The sequence below is a fragment of the Calothrix rhizosoleniae SC01 genome (assembly GCF_900185595.1).
Lineage (GTDB): Bacteria > Cyanobacteriota > Cyanobacteriia > Cyanobacteriales > Nostocaceae > Calothrix_A > Calothrix_A rhizosoleniae.
In genome coordinates this window covers 1-21,292 of sequence record NZ_FYBH01000100.1, presented here as the reverse complement: position 1 = coordinate 21,292, position 21,292 = coordinate 1, and the positions used below count along the sequence as shown (strand labels likewise).

14 protein-coding genes, 1 tRNA gene and 1 pseudogene are annotated in these 21,292 nt (G+C 41.0%); 10 read left to right on the top strand and 6 right to left on the bottom strand.

Annotated features, from left to right (window positions below; all coding sequences use genetic code 11):
- Positions 1-300 precede the first annotated feature (300 nt).
- The 6 genes from glsA to CALSC_RS05655 all read left to right on the top strand — a co-directional run bounded on the left by glsA (position 301) and on the right by CALSC_RS05655 (position 6,742).
- Positions 301-1,269 (top strand): glutaminase A, encoded by a 969-nt coding sequence (gene glsA, locus CALSC_RS05680; RefSeq protein WP_088240427.1) that lies wholly within the window; start codon positions 301-303, stop codon positions 1,267-1,269.
- 170 nt (positions 1,270-1,439) lie between these two features.
- On the top strand, positions 1,440-2,327 hold the full coding sequence (locus CALSC_RS05675; RefSeq protein ID WP_088240426.1) for a PhzF family phenazine biosynthesis protein: 888 nt from the start codon (positions 1,440-1,442) through the stop codon (positions 2,325-2,327).
- 312 nt (positions 2,328-2,639) lie between these two features.
- Positions 2,640-4,079, top strand: a complete 1,440-nt coding sequence (gene pds / locus CALSC_RS05670) for a 15-cis-phytoene desaturase (RefSeq protein ID WP_088240425.1) — start codon at positions 2,640-2,642, stop codon at positions 4,077-4,079.
- Entirely contained in the window at positions 4,063-4,995 is a 933-nt protein-coding gene (crtB, locus tag CALSC_RS05665) for a 15-cis-phytoene synthase CrtB (RefSeq protein ID WP_088240424.1), read from the top strand. Before pds ends, crtB begins: the two co-directional genes overlap by 17 nt.
- Before the next feature lie 197 nt (positions 4,996-5,192).
- Positions 5,193-5,284 (top strand) — tRNA-Ser (locus tag CALSC_RS05660).
- A gap of 156 nt (positions 5,285-5,440) precedes the next feature.
- Positions 5,441-6,742 carry an ABC transporter substrate-binding protein gene (locus CALSC_RS05655; protein WP_088240423.1) on the top strand — a complete coding sequence of 434 codons (1,302 nt, stop codon included), beginning with the start codon at positions 5,441-5,443 and terminating at the stop codon, positions 6,740-6,742.
- Positions 6,743-6,791: 49 nt separating this feature from the next.
- Here the strand turns inward: CALSC_RS05655 and CALSC_RS05650 are convergent, their stop codons facing one another.
- Positions 6,792-7,601 carry a superantigen-like protein SSL4 gene (locus CALSC_RS05650; RefSeq protein ID WP_088240434.1) on the bottom strand — a complete coding sequence of 270 codons (810 nt, stop codon included), beginning with the start codon at positions 7,599-7,601 and terminating at the stop codon, positions 6,792-6,794.
- A 323-nt stretch (positions 7,602-7,924) separates the two neighbouring features.
- Here CALSC_RS05650 and CALSC_RS05645 point away from each other — a divergent pair, with 323 nt between their 5' ends.
- Positions 7,925-8,131 (top strand): hypothetical protein, encoded by a 207-nt coding sequence (locus CALSC_RS05645; protein ID WP_088240422.1) that lies wholly within the window; start codon positions 7,925-7,927, stop codon positions 8,129-8,131.
- Between the two features lie 191 nt (positions 8,132-8,322).
- Here the strand turns inward: CALSC_RS05645 and CALSC_RS05640 are convergent, their stop codons facing one another.
- The 3 genes and pseudogenes from CALSC_RS05640 to CALSC_RS05630 form a co-directional block, all read right to left on the bottom strand.
- A complete protein-coding gene (locus tag CALSC_RS05640; protein WP_088240421.1) occupies positions 8,323-8,997 on the bottom strand; it encodes a phosphoribosyltransferase in 675 nt (224 codons plus the stop codon).
- A gap of 892 nt (positions 8,998-9,889) precedes the next feature.
- The gene (locus tag CALSC_RS05635; RefSeq protein WP_235006688.1) at positions 9,890-10,852 is read right to left on the bottom strand and encodes a 2OG-Fe(II) oxygenase family protein; all 963 of its coding nucleotides are present in this window, start codon (positions 10,850-10,852) and stop codon (positions 9,890-9,892) included.
- Between the two features lie 507 nt (positions 10,853-11,359).
- Positions 11,360-13,379 (bottom strand): annotated as a pseudogene (locus CALSC_RS05630) (glycoside hydrolase family 10 protein).
- A 79-nt stretch (positions 13,380-13,458) separates the two neighbouring features.
- On the opposite strand from CALSC_RS05630, the gene CALSC_RS26285 reads away from it, so the two are divergent.
- The gene (locus CALSC_RS26285) at positions 13,459-13,665 is read left to right on the top strand and encodes a hypothetical protein (RefSeq protein WP_159460569.1); all 207 of its coding nucleotides are present in this window, start codon (positions 13,459-13,461) and stop codon (positions 13,663-13,665) included.
- Here the strand turns inward: CALSC_RS26285 and CALSC_RS05625 are convergent.
- Both CALSC_RS05625 and CALSC_RS05620 read right to left on the bottom strand, forming a co-directional pair.
- Complete coding sequence (locus tag CALSC_RS05625; RefSeq protein ID WP_088240419.1) at positions 13,640-15,856, bottom strand: CHASE2 domain-containing protein; 2,217 nt, start codon at positions 15,854-15,856, stop codon at positions 13,640-13,642. The two genes, CALSC_RS26285 and CALSC_RS05625, sit on opposite strands and share 26 nt — an antisense overlap.
- Before the next feature lie 667 nt (positions 15,857-16,523).
- Entirely contained in the window at positions 16,524-18,218 is a 1,695-nt protein-coding gene (locus tag CALSC_RS05620) for an ABC-F family ATP-binding cassette domain-containing protein (RefSeq protein WP_088240418.1), read from the bottom strand.
- Positions 18,219-18,622: 404 nt separating this feature from the next.
- On the opposite strand from CALSC_RS05620, the gene hisIE reads away from it, so the two are divergent.
- Both hisIE and CALSC_RS05610 read left to right on the top strand, forming a co-directional pair.
- Positions 18,623-19,273 (top strand): bifunctional phosphoribosyl-AMP cyclohydrolase/phosphoribosyl-ATP diphosphatase HisIE, encoded by a 651-nt coding sequence (gene hisIE, locus CALSC_RS05615; RefSeq protein ID WP_088240417.1) that lies wholly within the window; start codon positions 18,623-18,625, stop codon positions 19,271-19,273.
- A gap of 233 nt (positions 19,274-19,506) precedes the next feature.
- A partial coding sequence (locus CALSC_RS05610; protein WP_088240416.1) for a CHAT domain-containing protein occupies positions 19,507-21,292 on the top strand: 1,786 nt, incomplete at its 3' end.

Here is a 21,292-nt window from a genome sequence, read left to right as displayed (position 1 = left end):
AATATTGTTGGGCAAAAAATGTGTTCTGAGAAATGCTGAAACCTATTAACAGTAAATTTATGACTTGCTACTTGTTACTTATTACTTGCGCGTAGCCCTATAACTGGTATCTTTTTATATATACATAACTCCCTTAGTTCCTATGGGTACAGAAAAGTTGGACTGAAATGTGAGAATAACAATCCCTAGTTATTAAAATGTTCTATCTCAACAATTTTTTCTATATTTTTGCAACTAAGCTGAAAGACATCTAATTTTTCTAAAAAATCCAAGCTAGGCAAAGGTTTCAAGCGAAAAAATATGCAAGCTAAATGTGGGACAGCTTATCTAAATGAATTGTACGAAAAATATCAATCCTTGGATGATGGGGTTTTAGCGAAATACATCCCAGAATTAGCACTAGCGAATCCAGATTCCTTTGGCATTTGTGTGGCGACAACCAATGGTCAAGTTTTTCAGGTGGGAGAATCTCAAAAGTTATTTACCATCCAATCCATTGCCAAAGCCTTTGTTTATGGTATAGCACTGGAAGATCATGGCAGGGAATATGTAAATTCTAAGGTGGGTGTTGAACCAACGGGGGAAGGATTTCATTCCATTGTGTTGGATGAAAAAACAAACCGTCCCTATAATCCGATGGTAAATACTGGTGCGATCGCTACTACTGATTTAATTAAAGGTAATGGGGCTACGGAAAGGTTGAAGCGGATTTTACAGGTGTTTCGTCTTTATACTGGTCGAGATTTAGATATTAATGTCCCAGTGTTTCTATCAGAAAGAGCTACAAGCAATCGTAATCGAGCGATCGCTTACTTAATGCTTAATTTTGGCATGATAAATGAACGGATTGAAGAAACCTTGGACTTATATTTTCAGCAATCCTCAATTATGGTAGATGCGCGAGATTTAGCGGTGATGACAGCTACCCTGGCTAATGGTGGGATTAATCCGATTACAGGGGAACGAGCTTTGGATGAGCGTTATGTTAAAGATGTAATTAGTGTCATGCTCACCTGTGGTATGTACAACTACTCTGGAGAATGGGTGTATCGAGTGGGTATTCCGGCTAAAAGTGGTGTTGGGGGAGGAATTGCAGCGACAGTTCCAGGAAAATTAGGTATTGGCACTTTTTCCCCCCTTTTGGATACCAGGGGTAACAGTATCAGAGGGATGAAAGTGTGTGAAGACATTGCACGGGATTTTGGTTTACATATCTTCAACGTTGTTCCACCAAAATATAATTTACAAGAATGGATGGATGGGGAGTGAAGGAGGGAAGGAGGGAAGGAGGGAAAGAGGGAAGGAGGGAAAGAGGGAAAGAGGGAAAGAGGGAAAGAGGGAAAGAGGGAAGGAGTAAGGGCGGGATTTCTCCGCCCGGAATGAAAGAGATGATGGGATGATGAGACAAGGATTTAAATCAGTGTAACTGAATCACTAAAATGACTAGTCTTAATTATTTCATTGTTGATGTGTTTGCTGAACGTAAATATACAGGTAATCAATTAGCTGTATTTACCAATGCAGGAAACCTGAATACTGAGGAAATGCAGAGCATTGCTCAAGAAATTAATTATTCAGAAACTACATTTATTACTTCGCCTCAAGAACAAAATGGAGGTTATGAAGTAAGAATATTTACGCCCAATCAAGAAATTCCCTTTGCTGGACATCCCACTTTAGGAACAGGATATATCTTGCAACAAGCTATTATTCAACAACCAGTAGAAAAGATTACTTTAAATCTAGGAGTTGGACAAATCCCTGTCACCATCAATTACACTGATGGTTTACCAGAATGGCTGTGGATGCGACAAAATACACCAACCTTCTACAGTGAGATTCCAGGGGAGGCGATCGCTGAAATTCTCCAAATAGATATTAATGGGATAGATTCTCGTTTTCCAATTCAGGAAGTTTCTACAGGCTTACCTTTTATTATTGTTCCTTTAAAAGATATATCTACATTAAAGCAAATTAATCTGAATAAGGAAAAATATTTTCAGCTAATTGCTAATACTGAAGCAAAATGTATCCTCGCTTTTTGTCCAGAAACTTACCATCCAGACAATCATTTACATGTGCGGGTATTTTGTGATTATGTCGGTATTCCAGAAGACCCCGCCACAGGTAGTGCTAATGGTTGCTTGGCTGGTTATTTGGTTGAACATGGTTACTTTGGGAAAAACCAAATAGATATCCGGGTAGAACAGGGGTATGAGATTGGTAGACCTTCTTTACTACTACTGCAAGCTGAAAAAAACAATACAGGTATTGATGTGAATGTGGGAGGAAAGGTGATTTTGGTAGCTCAGGGGGAATTTGTTTAAGTGAAAGAGATTAGGGGTTAGGTGGAGCAGGGCTGGAGAAGCCCATAATTAGGGCTTGCTGAAAAAAGAGAAAAAATCGATTAAAAGTTCGTATTTTTCTTGACGAGAGCTTTCTGGTGTTTTTCTTGTCCAAGAATGAAAAGCATGAAAAAATGAGTTCAGATCGTCAAAACCTAATAAAAAATAGATGTCAGCACCAGATGATTGTTAGCCTTTTACAAATGACAAATTACAAAACATATCAAATGTAACGGATTGCAAAGTATAATAAAGGTCAAACCGTTAAGAAATATTAAAGAGTAGTAAAATTACATGCGAGTAGTGATCGCGGGAGCAGGATTAGCAGGACTTTCCTGTGCTAAATATCTCACAGATGCGGGTCATACACCAATTGTCTTGGAACGTCGAGACGTACTTGGTGGAAAGGTAGCGGCATGGAAAGATGCGGATGGAGACTGGTATGAAACTGGTCTACATATTTTTTTCGGAGCATATCCGAATATGTTGCAGTTATTCAAAGAATTAGACATTGAGGATCGGTTGCAGTGGAAAGAACACACAATGATCTTCAATCAGCCCAATGCACCGGGAACCTATAGCCGTTTTGATTTTCCTGATTTACCGGCTCCTTTAAATGGTGTAGTGGCGATTTTACGCAATAATGATATGCTCACTTGGGCAGAAAAGATCCGGTTTGGGATCGGTTTATTACCGGCAATGATTCAGGGTCAGAAGTATGTCGAAGCTATGGACAAATATTCTTGGTCGGAATGGATGCAGAAGCAAAACATTCCCCCACGTGTGGAGAAGGAAGTTTTTATTGCCATGTCCAAGGCATTAAACTTTATTGGACCGGAAGAAATTTCAGCCACTATCTTGCTAACTGCCTTGAATCGCTTTCTCCAAGAGAAACACGGTTCTAAAATGGCTTTTCTGGACGGTTCTCCCACTGAACGTTTGTGTCAACCTATGGTAGATTATATTACCGAACGAGGTGGGGAAGTGCGTTTGAATGCTCCCTTAAAAGAAATTTTACTCAACTCGGATGGTACAGTGCAAGGGTTCCTGATGCGGGGATTAAATGGAGAACCAGATTATGTAGAAACAGCAGATATGTACGTTTCTGCCATGCCTGTTGATCCATTGAAAGTTATGCTTCCCCAATCTTGGAAACAGCAGGAATTTTTCCAACAATTGGATGGTTTAGAAGGAGTGCCAGTTATTAACTTGCATCTGTGGTTTGACCGTAAACTTACGGATATAGATCATTTACTATTTTCCCGCTCTCCCTTGCTTAGTGTTTATGCGGACATGAGCAATACTTGTAAGGAATATGCCAATAGCGATCGCTCCATGTTGGAATTAGTTTTAGCTCCGGCAAAAGATTGGATTTCTAAATCAGATGAAGAGATTGTCCAAGTGACCTTGGCAGAATTAGAAAAACTTTTCCCCCAACATTTTACTGGAGATAATACGGCAAAATTGCTGAAATATCACGTGGTCAAAACACCGCGATCAGTTTACAAAGCAATACCAGGTCGTCAAGCATACCGCCCATCCCAAGAAACACCAATTAGTAATTTTTATCTTACGGGGGATTACACCATGCAACGTTACCTAGCAAGTATGGAAGGTGCCGTACTTTCTGGTAAGCTGACAGCACGGGCTATTACCAAAGCCCCCCCTGAGGCAAACTCCTCTAACCCACAAATGACAACTCTCCAGCCTGCAACGAATGCTGCAACTGCCTGATTCACCCCCGTCCATGAAACCATCGGTATCTTTGGAAGAATCCTACGAACTATGCCGTCAGCTAACAGCAAAATATGCTACGACTTTTTATCTAGGTACTTTGCTGATGAACCAGAGAAAGCGTCAAGCGATTTGGGCAATTTATGCCTGGTGTCGCCGTACCGATGAACTGGTAGACGGCCCCGGTGCTGACATCACGACACCAGAAACTCTGGAACATTGGGAAAACCACTTAGAATCTATTTTTACCGGACAACCGCAAGACAATTTTGATGTCGCTTTAGTTGATACCCTGCAACGCTTTCCTATGGACATTCAACCCTTCCGGGATATGATTGCAGGTCAACGTATGGATTTATACCGCAATCGCTACCAAACTTTTGAGGAATTATATTCATACTGCTATCGTGTTGCCGGTACGGTTGGTTTAATGTCAACAGCCGTAATGGGAATCGATAGAAAACGGGAAATGTCTCCCTGGAACCGTAAAACGAATCCTTACATTCCTACAGAAGAAGCGATCGCCCTGGGAATTGCCAGTCAAATGACAAATATCTTAAGGGATGTGGGGGAAGATGCTCAACGAGGTCGGATTTATTTACCCCTGGATGATTTAGCTCAGTTTAATTATACAGAGCAAGATTTATTACAGGGCGTGGTTGATAATCGCTGGCGTTCCTTGATGAGATTTCAAATTGCCAGAACCTGGCAATTTTATGCTCAGGCGGAAAAAGGTATCAGTTATCTATCTCCTGATGCCAGGTTGCCAGTGTGGGCTGCATTAATGCATTACAGCCAAATCTTAAAGAGTATTGAACGCAACGATTATGATGTATTTAATCAACGTGCCTACGTACCCCAGTGGCAAAAAATACGTTCGTTACCCATAGCTTGGTTGCGATCGCAAGTACTTTAACTTCATGAAAGTAACATTCGGGATTTTGCAGCATATTTGTACAGTTAGTGCTTATTATGTAAACTCCCTTCTTCGTTTGGAGAATAAATCCCGACATTCGTACCCTCAATTCTTTACCCAGCCCCAGTTTGAGATTTAATCATTCATAGGTATTGACTATCGTTAAGAAGTTAGCTAATATTATTATTCGTGACCGAGGAGAGGTGGCTGAGCGGTTGAAAGCGGCAGATTGCTAATCTGTTGTACGGCAGGCAACTCCGTACCGAGGGTTCGAATCCCTCCCTCTCCGTTTCCGGAGTAAGTTATATTTTGAACACTGATCAGCTAAACCTGGAAAATAATAGTTCCAGGTAATGCCCCATAATTAGTGGTTCAGTCAAACTATCATACCAAGTTTTCATATATACTAATAAGCTCCTGAACTGATGAGGAGTGAAATAGAAATATGCCTAGAGTTTACACTGCTGTATCCCTTGGGATTACAGCCTTAGCAGCTGGTTTTGTGTTGGCAGCTTGTGGTTCTCAAACATCACCCAACAATAACAGTACTTCCAGCACCAACTCAACTACTACAAGTGACAAAGGGTTAAAAATAGGTTCCCTACTACCCACTACCGGAGATTTAGCATCAGTTGGGCAACAAATGGTAGGTGCAGTTCCCTTACTAGTAGATACTGTTAATGCCTGCGGTGGGATAAATGGAGAAAAAGTTACCTTAATAGAAGTAGACAGTCAAACCGATCCTAAAGCAGGAACAGCAGGAATGACTAAACTAGCGAACTTAGATAAAGTAGGTGGTGTAGTTGGTGCATTTGCCAGTAGTGTTTCCAGCGCTGCTGTATCTATCGCCGTACCCAATAAAGTCATGCTCGTTTCTCCTGGTAGCACCAGCCCAGTATTTACGGAAAAGGCAAAGAAAGGTGACTATAAAGGCTTTTGGGCAAGGACTGCACCTCCAGATACTTATCAAGCGTTAGCATTAGCACAACTTGCGAAGAAAAAAGGCTTTACAAAAGTTTCCACAGTAGTCATCAATAACGATTATGGTGTGGGGTTTGAAAAAGCATTTGTAAAGGCTTTTGAAAAATTAGGGGGAACTGTAGTTAATAAAAATAAACCCGTCCGTTACGATCCCAAAGCTCAAACCTTTGACACTGAAGCTGTATCCACCTTTGCTGGACAACCACAAGCAGTAATTGCAGTATTGTATGCTGAAACTGGTAGTTTATTCCTCAAAGCTGCTTATCAGCAAGGTTTGACTAAAGATGTACAAATTATGCTCACAGATGGGGTGAAGTCGGACTCCTTTCCCGGACAAGTTGGTAAGGCTGGCGATGGAAAGTATATTATTTCTGGAGCTGTTGGTACAGTACCAGGTTCAGATGGTAAGGCATTAGAAGCTTTAAACAAACTGTGGAAAGAGAAAAAAGGTAGTTCTCCAGGAGAATATGCACCCCAGGCTTGGGATGCTGCTGCTTTATTGACATTGGCAGCTCAAGCGGCAAAAGATAATACAGGTGTTGGCATATCTAGCAAGATTAAGGAAGTTGCCAATGCTCCTGGGGAGGAAGTAACTGATGTGTGTCAAGGCTTGAAGTTACTTAAAGAAGGTAAAAACATTAACTACCAGGGAGCTAGCGGTAACGTAGATATTGATGCCAATGGTGATGTAATAGGTGTTTATGATGTGTGGACAGTAGGAGATGATGGCAAAATCAAGGTAATTGATAAAGTTAGTCCTCAATAAGTAGTTAAAAGTGAAGAGTTAGCAGATTATAACTCTTCACTTTTAACTTTTAGAATCCAGGGAAGTTAAAACCAACTCCCAACAATAAACCGATATCTACATCGTCAAAAAAGCCAGCATTTACTGAAGCATTGGCTGTAAACCTGGAACCGAGGGGAAAATCAACTCCTCCAGATAGGAGCAATCCGGTTTCCGAGTCATCACCCAGTTTAAAAGCAGCACCAACACCTACGTAAGGAGTAAAAGGCAATAATTCAGTAAATGGATCTGCTGTATCCCGGATGGAAATATCATAGGTTACGGGTACTAAGATGACAGAATTATCCTCGTTGATTACTGCCGATGGTCTAACTGATATACTTCTAGTCAGACCAATTTTACTCAGAACTGAAAAATTGGCATCTCCTAAAGCGGAGTCATCACCACTGATACCAACGTTGATGCCAACACCAACATAACTTCTGCCACCACGAGTAGCTCTACCTGGAAGAATATTTGTTTGGGCAACTTTAGTGGTAGGTGATTGGGCTGTAGTGGTGGGCTGTATATCTTGGAAATTCAAGGCTGTTGATGATGTAGCCGTTGTACCAGGAATTGGTGTAACTACTGGATTGCTAGAATCTGGTGTAATTGCATCTGGGGATTGTTCTTTGGTAAGAGTAAAAAGATTTTGGCTGTGGTTCTGCACCTGAATATCAATTCCATCTAAAGAGTCTATGGCTTGCATCGATGGTGAATCTTGTTGAACCCTTGTGCTTTCTGTTGTCTGGGCAATAGCAGATGAGCTAATACCTGGGATTACGAGAACTGTTACACTCAGTAATCCCAAGAAACCGTGACGCATAAAATTAGTATTCACATTCACTCCTAGAAAAAATATTGTCTGACTAAATCGCCAATTTTGTGTTTGACAGTTAATTTTTAGCAACAATCAATATTTAACACCAAAACATCGATTCTCACATCCTGAATTTGAGGGGGGAATTAATATTTAATGTTTCTGTTTTGAAACTCTGTGCCCTACAAGGGCGAAGATTCTTCATTCATAGGGAGTAGGGAGTAGGGAGCAGGGAGCAGGGGAAGAATTATCTGTAGCCAGGATTTAGAGAAATGGTATTAGGTATTAGGTATTAGATATTAGATATTAGGTGTTAGGGGTTGGGGGATAGGGAAGAGGTATTTATGACCGAAAAAGAAAAGGATACAAGCCCCCAAATTTATGATACTGTGGGCGAATCGGTTGAAGGGTATGACCAATCATGCTTGCATACCAAGTATTTCAGTGCGTTGAAACGCACTTCGTTTATTAGCCCGCAATTCATTGCAGGGCGGGAAAGAATGGCAAAGCGAGGTTTTCATGGTGATGTGCTTGACCCCTCACTTAATTGACCCACAGCATCATTTATTTGTGGAAAAATTAGAAATAATTGTGCCGCGATGCATAAGCACTATTTCTCAATAATTCCTTTCTTGATGCAGTCGCTCATGGGGGAGACCCTCTTTCTGCGCGCTGCTCTCTACATTCATGTATAGGATTCTCCCCTGCTCCCTGCTCCTCTGCCTCTGACTGACTACTTCTTTCATCTGGTAATTGTCTGTGGTTTATTGAATCGGTGATTGGATTTATCTAACAGTTCTCTGACTTCTGCATCCGTGGTTTGGGCAAAATTGTCATACCATAAGCCGATGGCATAAAATGGTTCGGGCATGGACAGACGCACAACTTCATCAACCAAGGCTTGTAATTCTTGGCAGACTGTTAGGGGAGCTACTGGAGTTGCAATTACAATCCGTCGGGGCTGCTGCTGCTGGAGAATGGCAATGGCAGCCCGTATGGTAGAACCAGTAGCAATACCATCATCCACAAGAATAATTGTCTTATTGCGTACATCTGGTGGCGAGCGATCGCCCCGATATACTTGATCACGGCGTTGTAATTCCCTCAATTCATGGGTTGCAACTTCGTCGATTGTCCCACTAGATATATTGAGCCAACTGACCACATCATAGTTGAGTATCCGCACACCCCCAGAAGCGATCGCACCCATAGCTAATTCTTTATGACCGGGTACGCCTAATTTTCTCACAATACAGATATCTAGGGGTATATTTAGTTTCTTCGCTACTTCATAACCTACAGGTACGCCACCTCTAGGTAAAGCCATAACTAATCCATCTTTGCGGTTAGTATAGGTTATTAATTTTTGGGCGAGCATTTTTCCCGCTTCAGTGCGATCTCTGAATTTAGCAGTCATAATAATTACTCTTGATATATTGATCGATCAATATCACTTAACTCCCGAAGAATTACGGAGATGGTTTGAGTTTTACCAAAAAATTGAGTCTAAAGCCCCGTCTTTTTAGGACGGCTTTTTGATATGATTGTATTGTCTCAGGTAAAATATCCAACCATACAGGACGACCCAAATAGGTGAAACACCACAGGTCGGGAAACAATAAAGACAGCTCGTTAGCGAATACGAGTGTAAACATAGCTGGCGAAATCAACAAAGTAGCAATCCAGAAAAGTTAAAGCTTTTCCACTCTTGTTTGAGCAAATAGAATGTATCGTGGGGCGCACGATAACTCTAGGCTGAATATCCTAGTACGCCTCTGGAGACGTGACCCTTTGGGATTGTCTAAGTTAAGCTTGCTAATTGTTTCTATTGAACGGTTAGACGATTTAAGTATTGCTCGCAAGAGATAGATGATTTAAAGGTCTGTCTAAGAAAGAGGAAACCTAAATAGTGATATTTAGAATCTCCGCTCCTTTAGGACGGAGAGAACGTCAAAAGGCATATATTATGGAATAGCTAGTCGCCAACCAACAACACACCAAATAGTAGCCGAGATAGGCACCTAGCTCTACCTTCTAGGGTATAAGATAATTTTGAGGAACTTGTGAAGAATGTTTGCAATTAATGGTGACAATAATTCTAAGGAATAGGCAGGGGAGTAGGGAGTAGGGAGCAGGGAGCAGGGAGCAGGGAGCAGGGAGCAGGGAGTAGGAAGTAGGGAGTAGGGAGCAGGGAGCAGGGGGAAGGAACAAGTCTACTTAGTACAGTATTTCATAAATTCGTAATGGAACTGAGGTGATAAACCAAGATTAGCCTACACCGACTCGTAAGAGCGGCGTAGGTAGTTCACTTAAACCATGATGTTCCGATCACCAAGGAAAAAATTGTGACCAGGGAAAGGATAATAACGTACTGGACATAGTAAAAATGCGAAATATTCTCTCCAACGTGCTGCTTGCTGTTGGACTACACTCATATTTTTAGTCATTTTTCTCACAGTAATATTGGAGTGTGGCCAAGTAATACATCTGTGGGGATATCTCGGTCTCCGACTAGAAAAAGTCCAAAACAACACTATCCGTTCCCCTGATTTTAGTGGCATCCCATGATGTAATTGCTGGCTAGTATCAGCTAAAATTAGGGTTCCTTTAAGTCCTGTAAATGGCTTACTTTGATTATTTTGAATTATTGTAAAAGGCCCATTATCTTCAGTTACATCGCTCAGATACAGAACTGCTTTAAGTAGAGGATATTTTTGTCCTTCTTCACAGTCTTGATGAGGTGTTTTTGGACCACTAACATCAAGTCCATAAGGATTAGCTCGGCTAAGACGGATTTCAGCCCCATGATATCCTACCGGCAAACCAATATATTGATGAGCTATTTGCAGTAATTTTTCATTTAAACCACTTTGATAAACAATCCAGTTCTGGGAATCTTGGGAAATATGAGTGGGAGACAGAGTAACAGTATTACTCTGATGATAATCATATTGGCTTAAATCTTGCTGTAAAAAGTTGTAGTAAGAATCACATCTTGATATCAAGTTATTAGCTGCTTGATAGTCAAATATGTGATTTATATTGCCTTGCCAATAGCCATATTTTCTAATTGATGAAATTATATGATTCTGTCGCTCAGTTAATTGTTTTCTTTCATTTATAAGTATTTCCTGCTCTACTAATTGGGCATATTCTCTCCTCTGATCTAAATATTTAGAGATTGTAGGTAAATTTATTTCTTGCTCAATTAACCTTGATGGTTCTTGCGCAACTATTCTTCTCAAAGCAGCCGGATAATCTTTAACAGACAAATTGGTTAACATTACAATTCAACATACTGGGACTTGGTAGATGAATATGTTTAACCTGAAACTCAATAATTTATACCAACAAAATAAGCAAGGTAGATACTGAGGCTATTTGAAATAAGGCAAGAGCAATATTATACAAAGCTGATAGCTAGCTATTGTATGCCTGATAAAAAAACAACCTTTGCTTGTAGCATTTACTTTTTGGATTCCTAATTATCTATTTTCATAGACTAATTATTATTGTATCAAAAAATATTCTTTTTTCAGCAAATATTCAGTATTTTCCTAATTAGGGGACAATACAGTTCAGTTAAACGAAGGAAGAAGGATAATTGGTGGGGATTTAAACCCAGTAAATCGAAGAGAAAGAAGGGGAAGCCATAAGTGTCTTGAAATTTACAATTTACCTCTTCCTTCTTCATTCTGGCATAGCGAGTTAATACACAAGCTCTTTACATTTCTGTGTGTCGCAATCCTGTTTCAAATTGGTATTATATGCAACAAATATCAAGTTACTGAAATAATTCTCCCTAAACTCTCATTCCCCATCCTATCCACTTTACAGACAGCATAAGTTCCAGGTGCAACGGTGGCGAAATTTGTACCCCTCGATAATATTCGCTGGAATTGCCAAGTGTCTCCTGTTTGCCGATACAAAGTCCAACAACGAATATCTGGATCTTTCACCTCTTCATCCCACCCCAGTTTACGATTCTTAAAGTGTAAATTATTTGGTGGGGATGGTTGCACAGCTTGCTGCCAAGACATGTTGGGGGCTAGGGCTGGTTGATTGTAAAGGGAATATCTTAACTTATCAGCGATCGCTTGCCGATTATTGACAATAGAATCCACATCAAAGAAAATATTACCCAAGGATAAATTCCCTAATAAGCTGCGACTAATCCTGACTTGCTTGTCAATTTCACTGCTTTTCCAAGATTTTCCATCCAATTGTGCCAAATTATTCCCAGCATAAATGTGGCGCTGCTGGAGATTAATACTTGTCCACCACTTGAGTAATGTAGGATAACTTTGTCTAGTTTGCTCAATCCGCCAATAAAGCTGGGGAGCGATATAATCAACCCAACCCTGTTCCATCCATTTTTTGGCATCGGCATACAGGACATTATAAGCATCTAATCCCATAATTCCTGGTGGTTGTCCGGGTCGGTAAATACCGAAGGGGCTAATACCAAATTTGACATAGGGCTTGACTTGTTTAATCCCTTGGAAGAGACGAGACACCATTTGGTTGACATTTTCCCGTCGCCAGTCTGCCAAGCTCAGAGTACCGCCAGTAGAGCGATAAGCACCATAGGTTTGATTATCGGGGAAAGACTTACCAGCAATGGGATAGGGATAGAAATAATCATCTAAGTGAATGCCATCAACATCGTAGCGTTTGAGTACATCCATGATTACATTGTAAGCTTTGTCTTGTACTACCTTCGCTCCTGGATCCATCCACAATTGATTACCCCAGCGATAAACAACTTCTGGGTTGGTAACAGATATGTGGGGATGGACATTTTTCCCTCGTTTGACAGAAGTTTGGGCGCGGTATGGGTTAAACCAAGCGTGGAGTTCTATACTCCGCTTATGACATTCTGCGATCGCAAACTCTAAGGGATCATAATAGGGATTGGGTGGTTTTCCTTGGGTTCCCGATAACCAATAACTCCAAGGTTCTAACTGGGAGGAATACAAAGCATCCCCTTCTGGTCTAATCTGTAAGAAGACAGCATTAAAATTTAGGGTTTTTAATTTATTTAAAATATTGACTAACTCAGCTTTTTGCTGATTAGCTGAAAGTCCAGCTTTAGAAGGCCAATCACTATTCCATACACTGCCTATCCAGGCTCCCCGCAACTCTCGACGGTGGCTAACTTGGACTGTGTTGAGGATACTTTCCTTAGCTGGGGGGATAACTATATAATCTGAGGCAATTTTTTCCGTCCCCTTCTCCAGAAGTACCATAGCTTGATAGACAATGGCGGAAATATCTGCGCGGGTTGCTGCTAATTGGGGATTCAGTATACTTACGTTGGGATAACTGGCAACTATACCTGCACTGGTGGCAATTGCCACCAGTGCAGGTATAGTTGGGAATATTCGCGGCATCTCGGTAGATTTGAGGTAGGGCTGTAACTAAGTCTGCTGGGATATCTGTTGCTAATTTTAAGCCATTTACTAAGGCGACTAGAGCATCACCTCTAGCAATTTTATTCTTGGGGCGAAAAGTGCCATCTGGATAACCGACAAGGAATCCTGTTTCGTAAGCTTTTTGAATTGCTTTTGCTGCCCAATGGGTGCTAGGGACATCTGTAAATGGTACGTATTCTCGCTGAGTTGGCTGAGTAAATATTGCCATAACAATTGCCGCAAATTCAGCCCGAGAAACCGAGCGATCCGGGCGAAAAGTGCCATCTGGATACCCATTGAGGATACGACGTTCTGCCAAGGCTGCGATAAAGTCTCGCGCCCAGTGGCTTTTTACATCAGGGAAGGGTGTAGAATAAGCTACCATCTTTGATGCCCATTAGCTGGGTTTGCATTGAATATCTTTTGTTATTCTAATCACACTTGTTGTACATTTGTGTCAGGTTATGATTGAAGACAGTCCCGATGAGAAAATTTCACCACCAAGGATAACAATAGCTGTCACCGACTCCCGATTCCCGATTCCCGATTCCCGATTCCCGATTCCCGATTCCCGATTCCCGATTCCCGATTCCCGACTCCCCACTCCCCATTTTCAAGTTAGGAAGAAAACTGCCTTCTTCAACCTTACCCAATTTGCTCAGAAAGTTTAATTTTTTGCAAATCTTCTAAAACTGCTGCTGCTGATTGGTAGCGATCGCTAAAATGATAATTTACCATTTTATCTAAGACTGCCACCAATTCAGGAGTAATTTTTGCCCATTGATGCCATTCCACACAACCAGTTTCGGCATTGGCTGGTAGTTCGTGGGGTGGTATACCTGTCACCGCTTGAATCCCAATCATTCCCAAAGCATAAATATCACTGGACAAGCGAGGATGTCCGGCGAATTGTTCTGGTGGTGCATAACCACGGGTACCAATAGCTACTGTTGCCAGTTCCGTTTGTTCGCTGGTAGGCGGTTGCATGGTTTTTACCGCACCAAAATCAATCAGAACTAAATGATTATCAGCTTGATTTCTAATAATATTACCCGGTTTTATATCTCGATGAATTACCCGATGTTCATGGACAAAAATTAGTATTTGCAAAACTTCTCGCAACATTTTAACTACAAATTTTTCGTCTTGTTTTTCACTTTTAGGTGGTAATTCATCGCTGAGAATTGTTCCCTGAATATATTGTTGAACTAAGTAAAATTCATGATTATCTTCAAAGTATGCTAGGAGGGAGGGAATATGATTATGTTTACCTAAAGCTTCTAAAATTTCTGCTTCTGTATTAAATAATCTCCTCGCAACCTGTAAAAAGTTGGTATCCCTACGTGCTGGCATCAATTGTTTAACAACGCATATAGGATTACCTGGACGCTGGGTATCTGCGGCTAAATAAGTACATCCAAAGCCACCAGAACCAAGGACTTGATTGATTTTATAGCGTCCTCCTAATAAAAAATCTCCTGTTTTCTTTTCTTCTGTATCAAAATGATTGTGTGTATCTTGAATCCCTGTATTGGCATTCAGGAGGGTATTTAATTGTTCAATTGCTTCTTTTTGTGTTTCGACTTGACGCACAATTATTTGGGAATCTTGCTGGGTGTGGTAGTTTGTATAAGTCATTACCCCAATTCCCGTCACGAAGAAGGCAAGAGCAGGGGGAATTACTGGTATCCACAATGCTTGGAAAAACGATACTATACAAATACCGAGCAAACAAATAAAAACTGTTCCTCCTACTATTGCTAATCGTAATGGATGTTGTCGCCAACGCCAGACAACCCCACTACCCAATAATGACCAGCCACAGATCCAGATAAATTCTACCCATTGCGACCAATATTGAATTAGCGATCGCCCATCTAATACAGAGCTAAGTAATTGACTGGCAATTTGAGCATGAATTAGTACCGCCGGCATTCTCGCTGGTTGTGCTGGATCAGCACTGTAAGGTGTATAAAAACCAGGATGGATACTGGCAGCACTAGTACCAATAATTACTAGCTTATCTTTGAATATTCCTGGTTTGACCTGATTATTCAGTACTTCGGTGAGGGTAATCTGGGTAAATTGATTGGGGTGGCGGTAATTTAACAATATTTGATAACCCGCAGCATCTAAAGATTCGTAACTCCCAGAATCAGATGTCAATTGGGGAAAGGTGATTTTTCCCAGTTTAAAAGCATTGGTTTTTTCATGAAAATTATAATCAATACCTTGTTTTTGTAAGTAATCAATTGCTAGTAAGGAAGCAAAAGAAAAATTAGTGGCACATTTTTGATCGTTAGAGGAAGCAAATAATAAGACACGACGGAGAATTACATCTTCATCGGTCATCAGATCGCTAAAACCAATATTTTGGCTGGGTAAATTAGTTGGTGGTGGAATTGCGGGGTTGGCAATAGTACTCATTTTACACAACCCAATCAAATGCTGAGGATTTTTCAATCCCACAGCCAAGTTTTTCTGTTCTGGTCGATAAAGATTTAAACCAATAACTCTTGGTTGAAAAGACTCGATTTTTGTCAACAATTGATTTATAGTTTTATCTGGCAATGGCCAACTTGTTGCTCTTAAATCAGCTTCATTTATAGTGACTAAAACAATACGATGATTTGGCTTTTCTGGAGTACGTAGCCGCAGCATTCGATCATAGGCATTTAGCTCCCACCTTTGCAACCACTTAAGTTCACGAGCACCCAAAATTACAGCACTAACCCCCACACTCGCAATGAGAATTGCTAGTAGCCAATTATTGCGATCGCTGTAAGTTCGTTCCTGGGGAACATTGCGAGTAATTTTGTTTTTGACCAAATTGGCATAGAGTTTTTGTAATATTCCAGTCATCGCAACTTTTTGGCTTGAACCTGAACTGGGTAAATGTGTTGTTAGTTGGTAGTTGGTAGTTGTTAGTTGTTAGTTGGTAGTTTGGTGTTGGGTGTTGAGAAGAGGTGTTTTCATTCTTGATTGTGGGCAAAATTGCCCGTGGGGCTAATATGTAATACTAATTCTATAAAAACGTTTTTATTTATTAAAGTATAATGTACTATAAAAAACCTAGTTTTTCATAGGTAGGGGCACGGGATCTACAATCTTTCAATATATAAAAGTATCTTACTGGTGCCGTGCCCTGATGAAGAATTTATAGCGTTTTTCACTTGCATAGAATACAAACAGAATTGATGAAAGTTTTATGGTCATGGATTTCCATCACACAAAACTGTATTCTACTCAACCTAAAATTGCTATAGGAATCCGGTTTGAAGATTGAAAAAAATTAGGTATTTGTAGGGTGTGTATAGCCCTAGCCCTTTCAGGGCGGCTACGCCAACGGGCATGGCTAAGTGCAAAGCACACGCTGCGCGTTAACGTAGTTCCTCTGTAAGAGGCACGCTAAAGACGTAAGTCGTAACGCACCAAAGCCTGATATGATGGTGAGTTGCGCTCCGCGACAACACACCCTACATCCTGACCCTACTCCCTACTCTCTACTCCCTACTCCCTATTTTGGTGATTATTTTTTCTTCGCTGCGGCTTTAGCAGCTTTAGCGGCTTTTTTCGCAGCTTTTTCTGCCGCGATCGCAGCTAATCGAGCTTGTTCTTTTTCTTCGGCAATTTTGTCGAGATAATAGTGATAGTCCCCAAGATAAACCCGAAATTCTCCATCGCGGATTTCCACAATTTTATTAGCTACTTGAGAAATAAAATAGCGATCGTGGGAAACTACTAGAACTGTACCGTCATAATCCTTAATTGATGACTCCAGCATTTCTTTGGCTGGAATATCTAAGTGGTTGGTTGGCTCATCTAGAATTAATAAATTAGCAGGTGTAAGTAGCATTTTCGCTAAGGCTAGACGTGCTTTTTCTCCCCCACTTAAAGCAGTCACCTGTTTAAACACAGTATCACCACTAAATAAAAATTTACCTAGAAGTGTCCGTACTTCCTCATTTTTCCAATCGGGAACTTCATCATGGATAGTTTCCATGACTGTTTTTTGTAAATCTAATGCTTCAGCCTGGTTTTGTTCAAAATAACCAGGAAGGACATTATGTTCGCCCAAACTAACTTTACCTTCCGTGGGTGGTTCCATACCCATAATCAGCCGTAGTAAGGTTGATTTTCCGGCACCATTGGGGCCCAAAAAGGCTATGCGATCGCCCCTTTCAATCAACAGACTTGTATCTAAAAAGAGAATCTTATCATCATATACATGGGTTAAATCTTTAATTTTGATCACTTCCCTACCACTACGGGGTGCGGGAGGAAACTGAAATTGTAAGGTTTTGACACTAGCTGTAGGTGCATCAATGCGCTCAATCTTGTCTAACTGCTTTTCCCTACTTTTGGCTTGGGTACTGCGGGTTGCACTTGCACGGAACCTTTCCACAAATGCTTGCTGCTTGTCAATTTCCTTCTGCTGACGTTCATAAGCACTCATTTGTGCAGCTTGGTTTTCCGCCTTTTGTTGCAGATATGCGGAATAGTTACCCAGGTAGGTTGTAGAAACACCCCTTTCTGTCTCCACAATTTGGGTGCATAACCGATCTAAAAACTCCCGGTCATGGGAGACTATCACCATCGGCGTATTTAAGCCTTTAAGGTAGCCTTCCAGCCATTCGATAGTTTCTAAGTCTAAATGGTTTGTCGGCTCGTCTAACAGCAATAAATCCGGTGATTGGAGGAGAATTTTACCTAATCCCATCCGCATTTGCCAACCGCCACTAAAAGCACTCACCAAGCGATCGCCATCCTCCTGTTCAAACCCCATTTCTGGTAAGATTTTGCCGATCCGCGCTTCTAAACCATATCCATCCAAAGCTTCAAACTCTCGTTGTAAGCGATCCAACTTGTGAATTAATTCATCTAATTCTTCTGGTGAGGCGTTTTCCAAATCCCGTTGTACCTGAGCTAAAGACTGTTGTACCTGATTCGCTTCTGTAAACACAGTCCAAAATTCTTCTCTCACCGTCCGCGAAGGATCTACTTCAAACTCTTGGTTGAGGTAAGCGATGTGTAAGCTCGCAGGGCGGATAATTTCTCCAGCAGTCGGTTCTATATCCCCAGATACTATTTTTAGTTGGGTAGATTTACCGGCTCCATTGACACCAACTAAACCGATGCGATCGCCTGGTTTAACTTCCCAGTTGATATCCTTGAGAACTTCACCAGTGGGGTATATTTTTTTAATGTGTTCTAATCGCAGCATCAACAAGTCTCCAAGCTAGGTCAGGCAGGTTTAAGGATCGTGTCTTATCTTAACAAAATTTAACTGCAATTTCTGTAGTAGGTTTGTGAGGTTTATGAAGAAATAATTGATTTACAGAATAGATATCTCTACAAAGGTTTTGGTTGACTGAAAAAGAAAAGGATACAAGCCCTCAAATTTATTAGTGGAAAAATTAGAAATAATTGTGCCGCGATGCATAAGCACTCTTTCTCAATAATTCCTTTCTTGATGCAGTCGCTCATGGGAGTTTCCCCCTTGCTCCCTGCTCCCTGCTCCCTGCTCCCTGCTCCCCTGCCTCTTACTGACGCATATTTAATTTTTACCAGAGGTCTAATGGTATGGTGAACGAATAAACCATTTTCGCTTTTTTTGAAGTAATTGGTATGTCTTCTTCCGTTAATTCTGACTTTGAGCAAGCTATCCCGGTTGAAAAGATTCGTTACGACGAACGAGGATTAGTGCCAGCCATTATCCAAGATTATCTAGATGGTACTGTGTTAATGATGGCATGGATGAATCAAGAATCCTTACAGAAAACATTATCTACGGGAGAAACTTGGTTTTGGAGTCGTTCTCGTCAAGAATTGTGGCATAAAGGAGCGACTTCTGGACATATTCAAAAAGTGCGGAGTATGCGCTATGACTGTGATAGTGATGCTTTATTGGTAGGGGTGGAACAGGTAGGAGATATTGCTTGTCATACGGGGGAACGCAGTTGTTTTCATCAGGTAGATAGTCAAATTGATCCCCCTCCAGGAGACAGTTTATCCCAGTTATTTCAAGTCATAGTCGATCGCCGGGATCATCCCCATGAAGGTTCCTATACTTGCAAACTCCTTGCAGGTGGTGATAATAAAATTTTGAAGAAGATTGGTGAAGAATCTGCCGAGGTGGTAATGGCGTGTAAGGATGATCAGCCAGAGGAGATCGCCGGGGAAGTAGCTGATTTGTTTTATCACACTTTAGTGGCTTTAGCTCACCATCATGTTGATTTAAAGGCTGTTTATCAGAAGTTGCAACAGCGACGACGGTGATTTTTGCAGGTAGGAATCAAGAATCTGTATATTTTAAGGATTAATTTTTTACGGAACTTCCAGAATGATGTCAATTATCTGTGTATTTACACAGGCGAATGAATACTACATTGCCTACGCGGGCTAGAAATTTTAGCCCACGCAAGTGGCTTTTGTCCCTGTAGCGATACCTTTCTAGGGTATTGTATAAAAATTGGGGTGCTTCCGTTCTAATAACTTATCCTCATAAAAATATGCAGTTAAAAAAAGTAAGTTCTGCATTTCTAATCGCATTGCTGACAAGTATTGCAGTACCGTTGATGGTGAATTTGTCAGTAATATCCGTGCCCCTGGAAGTACTGGCTGAAACCAAGTATAGCCGTAAACAAGAAGCAGATAGGCTATTAAATCAAGGGTCTAAAAATTGGTATTCCAGTCAGTATAAGGCAGCATTACAATCTTACCAACAAGCATTAAAAATTTACCGAAATATTAAAGACCGCAGGGGAGAGGGAAGGGCTTTAAATGGTCTAGGATGGGCTTACACATCTTTGGGTAACCAAAAACAGGCGATAGAATACTTCCAGCAGAGTTTGTCAATCACACGTGACCTTGGTGACAAAGCAGTGGAGGTGAATTCTCTGGGCGGTTTGGGATATGCTTATAATTCCCTGGGAGATTACAAAAAAGCCATTAATTACTACCAGCAGAGTTTAAAAATCGCCCGCTCCATTGGTGACCAACAAGGGGAGAGTAAATCTCTGGGCGGTTTGGGATATGTTTATAATTCCCTGGGAGATTACAAAAAAGCCATCAATTACCACCAGCAGAGTTTAAAAATCGCCCGCTCTATTGGTGACCAATATTGGGAGGGTGCTTCTCTGGGTCATCTGGGAAATGCTTATCATTCCCTGGGAGATTACAAAAAAGCCATTAATTACTACCAGCAGAGTTTATCAATCGCCCGCTCCATTGGCGATCGTAATGGAGAAGGGAATTCTCTAAACAATCTGGGACTTGCTTATCTCGACTCTGGACAACCAAAACAAGCAGAAAAACATCTACGTAATGCCATTCAAGTCTTAGAATCTCAACGTTCTCTACTTGGTAATAATCACACCCTTAAAGTCTCCTTCTTTGATACCCAAGCTAAAACCTACCGTCTTCTACAACAAACTCTCATCGCTCAAAAACAAAATCACAAAGCCCTAGAAATCGCCGAACGGGGTCGCGCTCGCGCTTTTACTGAACTGATCATTGAAAAACAAAAACTAAAATCTTCTCTTCCCCCTAACATCCAGCAAATTCGTTCAGTAGCCAAAGAACAAAACGCTACCATTGTCTACTATTCCATCGCCTCAAATGACCTCTATATTTGGGTAATAAAACCAACTGGTAAAATTGCCTTCGAGAAAGTTGACCTGAAAGATAAAAGGTTAGGCGACTTTGCAGAAGATGCCCGTACAGCAGCAGCTACCATTGGTGAAGGTCGTTCTCTTCAACGTAGCTTGGCTAATGATTTGATTACTGGTTTGGTTCGCAAAACCCGTTCTGCTGCTTCTAAAACAGGTGATAATCCATCAACTCCATCACCCACTGATCAAGTAGTCCGTCGTCTTGGTTGCAGAGGAAATGTCTGTTTACAGCAGATGTACAACTTACTGATTCAACCCATTGCTGATAAATTACCCACTAACCCAGAAGAGCGTGTAATTTTTGTCCCCCATGAATCCCTCTTCCTTGTCCCCTTTGCTGCTCTGCAAGATAAAAAAGATAAAAAATTCCTGATTGAAAAACACACCATATCAATTGCTCCTTCCATCCAAGTATTGCAATTGACTCGTGACAAGAAGCTGGGATTAAAATCTCAATCATCCAACTCCAGCAACTCTATGGTAGTTGTAGGTAATCCCACTATGCCTAAAGTGAATATTTATGTAGAGCCAGAACAGCTAGATTCCCTACCGGAAGCGGAGAAGGAAGCGATAGAAATAGCCAAAATGTTCAATACTCAAGCCTTAACTGGCAATCAAGCAACTC

Bases quoted from the DNA above. Each gene is read 5' to 3' on its own strand.
- CALSC_RS05620 (WP_088240418.1), bottom strand. From the start codon at position 18,218: ATGCTGCGATTAGAACACATTAAAAAAATATACCCCACTGGTGAAGTT.
- glsA (WP_088240427.1), top strand. From the start codon at position 301: ATGCAAGCTAAATGTGGGACAGCTTATCTAAATGAATTGTACGAAAAA.
- CALSC_RS05645 (WP_088240422.1), top strand. From the start codon at position 7,925: ATGACCGAAAAAGAAAAGGATACAAGCCCCCAAATTTATGATACTGTG.
- CALSC_RS05640 (WP_088240421.1), bottom strand. From the start codon at position 8,997: ATGACTGCTAAATTCAGAGATCGCACTGAAGCGGGAAAAATGCTCGCC.
- hisIE (WP_088240417.1), top strand. From the start codon at position 18,623: ATGTCTTCTTCCGTTAATTCTGACTTTGAGCAAGCTATCCCGGTTGAA.
- crtB (WP_088240424.1), top strand. From the start codon at position 4,063: ATGCTGCAACTGCCTGATTCACCCCCGTCCATGAAACCATCGGTATCT.
- CALSC_RS05675 (WP_088240426.1), top strand. From the start codon at position 1,440: ATGACTAGTCTTAATTATTTCATTGTTGATGTGTTTGCTGAACGTAAA.
- CALSC_RS05625 (WP_088240419.1), bottom strand. From the start codon at position 15,856: ATGACTGGAATATTACAAAAACTCTATGCCAATTTGGTCAAAAACAAA.
- pds (WP_088240425.1), top strand. From the start codon at position 2,640: ATGCGAGTAGTGATCGCGGGAGCAGGATTAGCAGGACTTTCCTGTGCT.
- CALSC_RS26285 (WP_159460569.1), top strand. From the start codon at position 13,459: ATGATTGAAGACAGTCCCGATGAGAAAATTTCACCACCAAGGATAACA.
- CALSC_RS05655 (WP_088240423.1), top strand. From the start codon at position 5,441: ATGCCTAGAGTTTACACTGCTGTATCCCTTGGGATTACAGCCTTAGCA.